The 7537-nt window shown below is 51.4% G+C and carries 7 protein-coding genes; 1 reads left to right on the forward strand and 6 read right to left on the reverse strand.

From position 1 onward, the window contains the following. Positions 1-150 precede the first annotated feature (150 nt). On the reverse strand, positions 151-1479 hold the full coding sequence (locus CFT61_RS15995; RefSeq protein WP_089545393.1) for an inositol-3-phosphate synthase: 1329 nt from the start codon (positions 1477-1479) through the stop codon (positions 151-153). A gap of 198 nt (positions 1480-1677) precedes the next feature. Here CFT61_RS15995 and CFT61_RS16000 point away from each other — a divergent pair, with 198 nt between their 5' ends. Beyond that, positions 1678-3576: an SLC13 family permease gene (locus CFT61_RS16000; RefSeq protein ID WP_089545394.1), complete on the forward strand. Its 1899-nt coding sequence runs from the start codon at positions 1678-1680 to the stop codon at positions 3574-3576. A 124-nt stretch (positions 3577-3700) separates the two neighbouring features. On the opposite strand, the gene CFT61_RS16005 is transcribed toward CFT61_RS16000, so the two are convergent. The 5 genes from CFT61_RS16005 to CFT61_RS16025 form a co-directional block, all read right to left on the reverse strand. Beyond that, positions 3701-4333, reverse strand: coding sequence for a DNA-binding protein (locus CFT61_RS16005; RefSeq protein WP_089545395.1), 633 nt, complete (start codon positions 4331-4333; stop codon positions 3701-3703). 74 nt (positions 4334-4407) lie between these two features. Beyond that, on the reverse strand, positions 4408-4596 hold the full coding sequence (locus CFT61_RS16010) for a hypothetical protein (protein ID WP_089545396.1): 189 nt from the start codon (positions 4594-4596) through the stop codon (positions 4408-4410). Positions 4597-4809: 213 nt separating this feature from the next. Then, on the reverse strand, positions 4810-5031 hold the full coding sequence (locus CFT61_RS16015; RefSeq protein WP_089545398.1) for a DUF4248 domain-containing protein: 222 nt from the start codon (positions 5029-5031) through the stop codon (positions 4810-4812). A gap of 12 nt (positions 5032-5043) precedes the next feature. Beyond that, the gene (locus CFT61_RS16020) at positions 5044-6042 is read right to left on the reverse strand and encodes a CHC2 zinc finger domain-containing protein (protein ID WP_089545397.1); all 999 of its coding nucleotides are present in this window, start codon (positions 6040-6042) and stop codon (positions 5044-5046) included. Between the two features lie 27 nt (positions 6043-6069). Then, the gene (locus CFT61_RS16025) at positions 6070-7410 is read right to left on the reverse strand and encodes a hypothetical protein (protein WP_254919015.1); all 1341 of its coding nucleotides are present in this window, start codon (positions 7408-7410) and stop codon (positions 6070-6072) included. Positions 7411-7537: the final 127 nt, after the last annotated feature.

Genomic DNA, 7537 nt, shown 5'->3' on the forward strand with positions numbered 1-7537 from the left:
GCTTTAAAGTGTTGGTAATGAAGCTTTTGCCCTTACAGGGCGCCTTGATGGTTGCTGTTTGTACCCAGGGTGTTGCCCTGGGCTAGGAGCTTCTGCCCTTTCAGGGCGTGTGGGTGAAATCATCCACTTCAGTCCTTTATCGGAAAAATCTTAGTCGATTTCCTCATCAGCCTCGTAACCACCCATCTCGCGGATGGCGTTCTTCAGCATGGTATATTGCTGGTAGAGGTTGTTCACAGCCTCCTCGCCCTTGGTGTAGTCGTGCATTGGCGCCTTGAGGAAGAAGCTCAGGAAGCGCTGGGTGCCATAACGGCCGGCACGGGCAGCAAGGTCGCTCAGCAGACAGAGGTCGAGCAGCAATGGAGCTGCAAGGATAGAGTCGCGGCAGAGGAAGTTGATCTTGATCTGCATTGGGTAACCCATCCATCCGAAGATGTCGATGTTGTCCCAGCCCTCCTTGTTGTCGTTGCGAGGTGGATAATAGTTGATGCGTACCTTATGATAATACTGGGTATCCTCGTCGTTGCCGTGGCCATAGAGGTCTGGCTGGTCCTCTGGCTTCAGGATAGTCTCCAGGGTAGAGAGCTTGCTCACCTCCTTGGTGTGGAAGTTGGCTGGCTCATCGAGAACGAGACCGTCGCGGTTGCCCAGGATATTGGTAGAGAACCATCCGTTCAAGCCCAGGCAGCGGGTGCCGATGATAGGAGCGAAACCACTCTTCACGAGGGTCTGACCGGTCTTGAAGTCCTTGCCTGCGATAGGCATCTGGGTCTTCTCAGCGAGTTCCCACATGGCAGGAATGTCAACCGTAGTATTAGGAGCACCCATGATGAAAGGAGCACCCTCGGTAAGGGCAGCGTAGGCGTAGCACATGGATGGAGCGATGTGCTGGCGGTCGTCAGCCTTCATCGCAGCCTCGAGAGCTGCCAATGTGCCGTGAATCTCCATGTCCACCGGTACGTAGATTTCTGTAGATGCAGCCCATGCAACAACGATGCGAGAGCAGCCGTTCTTCTCCTTGAAGTCTCGGATGTCCTGGCGCAGCGCCTCTACCATCTCCCAGCGGGTCTTGCAGTCCTTCACGTTGTCGCCGTCCAGGCGCTTGGCGTAGTTCTTGTCGAATGCAGCCTTCATCGGAACAATCTGTTCCAGCTCCTCGCGCACAGGGTTGATGTCCTTCTCCTTCAAAACCTCGGCATACATGGCTGCCTGATAGGCATTCTGAGGATAGACATCCCAGGTGCCGAATACGATGTCGTTGAGGTCGGCAAGAGGAACGATGTCCTTGTAGTGCAGATACTTCTTGTCTGCGCCCTTGCCCACGCGAATCTTGTCATACTGGGTCATTGAGCCTACTGGCTTGGTAAGTCCCTTGCGGGCCATCAGCACACCTGTCATGAATGTAGTAGATACTGCACCACAACCTACAACCATAATACCCAGCTTGCCATCAGCTGGTTTTACATTGTTCTGTTTCATTTCTAATGAATTATTAAGTCTTCTTTTTATTTGATTGATTGATTTGAGGACAAAGGTACTGAAAACTGATGAATAAAGTGCAGTTTTTCACCAATAATCTGCCATATTTTTAGAAAAATTAGCATTGTAGAGGTAAAAAAAGCGAGAAAAAGTAAGTATCTTTGCATCATATTTAAAAAGATCAAAGTTTTTTATAGCATGACAATAACGCTTATTATCTTAATCATTACGGTTGCCATGTTTATTTGGGGCAAGGTGAGAGCCGACATCGTGGCGCTCACAGCCCTGGCAGCACTCCTGGTTTTCGGAATTCTTACGCCAGCCGAAGCTCTGGCTGGTTTCTCTTCGCCCATCGTGGTCATGATGATCGGCCTCTTCGTGGTGGGTGGAGCCATCATGCAGACCGGCCTCGCCAAGCTGACGGGCAATAAACTGATGGCACTCTCGCGCGGCAACGAAACCGTCACCTTTCTGCTGGTGATGCTCGTAACCTCCTTTATCGGAGCCTTCGTGAGCAATACCGGAACGGTGGCCCTCATGATGCCTATCATCATGAGCCTGGCTGCAGGTTCGGGCATGCAGTCGTCGCGCTTCCTCATGCCGCTCGCCTTCGCCGGAAGCCTGGGCGGAATGCTCACTCTCATCGGTACACCGCCCAACCTGGTCATCGACGAGGTGCTTACTGAGGCGGGATTCAAGCCGCTCGCCTTCTTCTCCTTCTTCCCCGTGGGCATCATCGTCATCGCCATCGGCATCATCGTGCTCATGCCGCTCAGCAAAATCTTCCTCAGCAGGAAACAGAGCGGAAAGAAGAAGAAAACCAAGTCGCTCGACGACCTGGTGGATGAATACCGGCTGCTCGACAATCTGCATCGCTACATCGTGCCAAGCAAGCGTTCTGCCGCTGCCGCCAAGGATGAAAACGGCGAGCCGATGAACATCGTGGGAAAGACCTTGAAGGAACTCAGCATCCAGAAGAAATACGGAGTGAGTATCATCGAGATTAGAAACGAGAAGAAATCGAGACTCGGACTGGTGCAGGACGTAAACCAGAACATGGCGAAGAGCAGCAGTACCATTCAGGAGCACGACATACTATATATAATAGGTGACGAGCAGAAGATGCAGCGCTTTGCCCAGGATTACGGACTGAGGAGGATGAAGGACGTGAAGATTGATTTCTACGACCTGGGACTGACGGAAATCGTTGTGATGCCTACCTCCAACTTCGCCGGTCTGCGCATCGGCGAGGCCAACCTGCGCAAGCGATTCGGCATCAACGTGCTGGGTGTGAAGCGAGGCGGAGGCTCATCTTCTTCTGAGGGTGGCAGAGGCGGCAACGAATACATCACGGATAATCTGATAGCCGCCAAGCTGCACGTGGGCGACATGCTGCTGGTGCAGGGCGAATGGACCAACCTGACGCATCTTACTGCCGATACTACCAACTGGGTGGTGCTGGATCAGCCGGAGAAGACTGCCGACAAGGTTCTGCTGGATTACAAGGCGCCTGTGGCTGCAGCCATCATGCTGCTGATGATAGCCATGATGGTGTTCGATTTCATCCCGGTGGCTCCGGTTACGGCGGTCATCATCGCCGGACTGCTCACGGTCTTTGCCGGATGTTTCCGCAACGTGGAGGCTGCCTACAAGACCATCAACTGGGAGAGCATCGTGCTGATAGCCGCCATGATGCCGATGTCAACGGCGCTGGAGAAGACGGGTGCTTCGGCATTGGTATCTCAGGGGCTGGTGGATAGCCTGGGATCGATGGGCCCTACGGCTCTGCTGGCAGGAATCTACTTCACCACCTCGCTCATGACGATGTTTATCAGCAATACTGCCACGGCGGTTCTCATGGCGCCTATTGCCCTGGTGGCAGCCCAGCAGGTGGGGGTGAGTCCATACTCCTTCCTCTTTGCGGTGACCCTGGGAGCCAGCATGTGCTTCGCCTCTCCGTTCTCCACTCCGCCTAATGCGCTGGTGATGAAGGCGGGTGGCTACACGTTTATGGATTATGTAAAGGTCGGTTTGCCGTTGCAGATCATCATCGGCGTGGTGATGACCTTCGTCCTGCCGCTGCTGTTTCCTTATTAATGATAAAAATCCCCAATCCGGGGCTCGCAATGGAGCCTTGGGATTGGGGATTCTGCGTATAAAGACTTAACAGAAAATAGAGAGTGGAATGGGGAGATGTGATTTGTAATCCTAAGATGTACGGTTACATATCTACAAAATCTCCACCGCCTTCAGAGCCGGTATCGCCGGTATCGGTATTTCCGCCCTCTGTATTACCGCCTTGGGTATTACCTCCCTCGGTATTTCCAGGCTGTGAACCGCCGCCAGGGTTATCGCCGTTTCCGGTGCCGCCAGGGTTAGTGCCGCCGCCGTTTGGGTCCTTGTCAGGGTCTTCCACGTCACCGCTGTCGCCCGAGGTAACGTTCTTCACCACCTTACCATTGCGGTCGATGCAGGTAATCTGGATAGGAGTTCTCTGCAGCTCATCCTTGATATCCACGTTCGGAGTGAAAATCACTCGGCGGGCGGTGATGAGGCTGCCTGCCACCTCACCCACGGTAGCCACACTTTTGGCGCGCACGCCGAATCGCATGGTTCCCAGACCTGGGATAGCTACGGAGTGGCCTTCGGTTGACCACGCCTTGATTACCTCGCCGGCAGCATCCCAGCACGCCTGCATCACGCCGCGGCTCACGCCACTTCTCAGAGCTGCCTCCTTGATAACCTTGCTCTCAGGGAGCTTGCTGTAAAGCTCGGTACTGAGCACGAAACGATACTTACCTTTCAACTCACCCACCTGGATGAGGGTTTCCTTTGCTTTCAAATTGATAGACATAATTACTTAAAATTTAAATTGTTAATACTCTGTAAACTTTTAACTCTAAACTTTTAACTCTAACTCTAAGCTGACTATCGTATGGTGATAGTAGGCACGAAGTGGCTAGAGTCGGCCCTTGTCGAGATATTGTTCTCCTGCTGCTGCCTCTGGTTCTTCCCGATCACGAGTCCCGCGGTACACGAGCTGGTGAGGAAGGTGACGATGGCAGAGCATACGGCCACGATGAGATACTTGATGAATGCTTTCATGTTCTGTTTCATAAGCAATACGATTTTAAAATGTTAATACTAGCAATCCGGTCTTTCCCCCAGAAGCCTTTTTTCATTTTTCCAACTGGAGAAATATTTTTCTCCAACTAGGAAAGTGATTTTTAGCGCTTTTTGAATCACGATGCAAAGATACAAAAACAGCCACCATCAGTTGTGCGATGGTGGCTGATGCCGTGCGATGGCGGCACATTTTTACTCTAAACATTATCCCGGTTCTCCCAGATAATCAACGATGGCCTTCACCTGTTTAGGCGAGAAGGCCTTGCTCGTCTTGCGGTACCCCATATCCAGGAGTTCATTCCATAGCGGGGTGCAGAGATGAATCCAAGCCATCAGATGGTTGACGGCTGTGCGTGGATAACTCTCGGGAAAGTACATCAAGGCCAGTTCCTTCTTGGTGTACGTACGAATGATAAATTCTTCCATATTCATCTTGTTTTAAAAATTGATAAACTCGGTTTTCTCTTTCAGATAATACTCGCTGAAATCCTTGCATCCTGGGGGCAGCTGGTGGTGCACCAGCGAGGGCAGAATCTCCTTGAGTTGCAGAAATAGGCTTTCGCCCGGCGCATCCTTGTCGGGAAACATGTGCCATTCTATCTTGAGCTGCGAGCCGATTTCCGCCAGCCATTTCTTATCTTCCGGCTTCAATAGCGTGGCAGAAGGAATGGCTATCGCCTTGTGCCCGGCAGATAGCATTGCCCAGCAGTCGCTGCATCCCTCGGTGATGAAGAGCTGTTCGCCCGGTGCCATCCCCCTCACGATAGGCAGATTGTAGATGGAGCATTTTGCACCATAGGGAAAGCGGAATCGGGGAGTTGATTCCCCTTTCTTGTAATCCAGGTTCCTGTTCTGAATCCCAATCAGCTTCCCCTCCGTGCTGAAGTATGGAATCTGCAGCCAGTTCACGCCCTTCTTATCCGTCCAGGAAGTCAATCTGCACCATGCAGCCACTCTCTCATCAATCTTCCTCTCCTCGAAGAGAAACCTTCTGGCCGCCAGGTTGAGCCAGGGATGCTCGAAGAATCTCGCATACCTGCTCGCATCAAAGGAGGAGGATTTTCCCGAAGAAAAACCACCCGAATTATCTTCCGGGGAAGAACCACCGGATGAAGAGTCTCCGGGGGAAGAAGATGAGGAAGAAGCTTCTCTCTTCCTATCCTCCTCCAGTTGAACCTGATGTTCCTCTGCGAGCCATCGGCAAGCCGACAGAAAATCCTTCCCCAGGTATTTCATCACCAGGTCGATGGTGCCCACGGAATCCCCCATGCAAACATAGCATCTGCAGCTGTTCTTTGCTTTATTGAACGAGAGGCTGGCGTGGTGGTCGTCATGAAAGGGGCAGAGTGCCTTGTGATGTTCTACCTTCATCCCCATCTCTTTCGCGACCTTCTCTATCGGAAGGTCGCGCAGCTTCTGAATCTCATATTTTTCCATTCATCTTTTCTCTTTATAGAATTATGTTTATTTCTTCTCCTTCGCTTCCGGCGTGCCCGTAAGATACTCCTGCGTCTTGGTATAGAGCTCCGTCTGGTTGCTGTAGGTGATGAATTTGCGGTACACCCATTTGTAGAGTTGGTTTTTCGTACCCTCTTTCGTTTTGCCTAGCGAGATGCGGAGCGCTTCCAGTTGTGCCTCGTTAAATGAATTAGGCAGGTCGTCAAGTAAGTTCTTCGGACCTCTTCGCTGTGCCTCGTTCACTGAGTCGGCATCCTGATTCAATAAATCGGCAAAGAGTTTCGCCTTACTCCACATGTCGTGATACACCAGCCACTCCACCAGTTCGCCCATCGACTTCGTCCACGTCTGGTTGTTCAGCACCCAGAGCAGGCACCCCGCCTTCCACGCCGACACGATGGAACGCTTCGAAATGTCCCAAAACACATCGTCGTCTGTCAGGTCGGCAAGCGTAGCCATATCCTGAGCCAGTTGGTCTGTGAGTTTGTTCAGCGGTTTGATGATGAACCTGCCCTTGCAGATGCTGAGCTTCACCAGATATTCGTCGAGTTTTTTATAGAATACCTCGTCATATCTGCCTTGTCTCGGGATTCTTCCATCACGCCCCATTCGCGCCTTATACGAGAACACCATTCGCCCGAAGGTACCATTGAAGAGTTCGTTCTTATAGAATTTTCGGGCAGCATACGGAGTGGAGGAGATGGTGAGGTTGGCACGGAGCACTGGATTGCCGGTCACGCCATCGGCAGTAGCTCTTAATGCTCCTGAGCGCTGGCGGTCGTAGATATTGCGCAGCATCTGCGAAATCTGCTTGTGCCCGCCGCACATCCGGTCAGCCATCTCCACCTCAGGCAGATTGAGGTATTGTGTTCTCTCGCCCAGGTTCTCACACCCCATAGCGTTCAGAATAAAGGCGGCATTCGTTACGTCGGCAGGTGGAAACCAGAAACTCACGTCGGGTCTAACAGGCTTTTCCTTGTTTGCCGACTTAGATTTTATCTGTTTCTGCCACTCCACTAGCTTCTCCAATTCCTTTTCGTCGTGTTCTCGGAAGTTTCGGCAGATGGCTTCCACTAAGTTTCCCAATTGACCTTTATTGCAGCCCGAATCGGCAACGAGATTGGCCATCATGCCACATAATTCCTTCCAACTGAGGTCGGGATACTGAAATTCTGTGCCGCTAACCTGCGCTCCAAGAATAGGGAAGAGCATCGGAACTAGCGGTTCGTGCATGTCTTTTGATACTTGAGAGAGCAAAAGTTGCATACATTCGGTGCCTTTTCCCAGTTTTGGCATCTTCGGAGCGGTGCTTTTTGTGATGTCGTATTTCAATTTTGTCTTGTTCATTTTTCGATAATGTGTTGATAATGAGCTTTCTAGAGGAAGTGGGGATTTGGAAAATCTTCCAATTCCAGTTCTTCCAGTTATTTTTTTAAGGGTTTCCTTCCTCTTCTTTCTTTATATAACTATCTAT

The sequence above is a fragment of the Segatella copri genome (assembly GCF_002224675.1).
Taxonomy (GTDB): domain Bacteria; phylum Bacteroidota; class Bacteroidia; order Bacteroidales; family Bacteroidaceae; genus Prevotella; species Prevotella copri_U.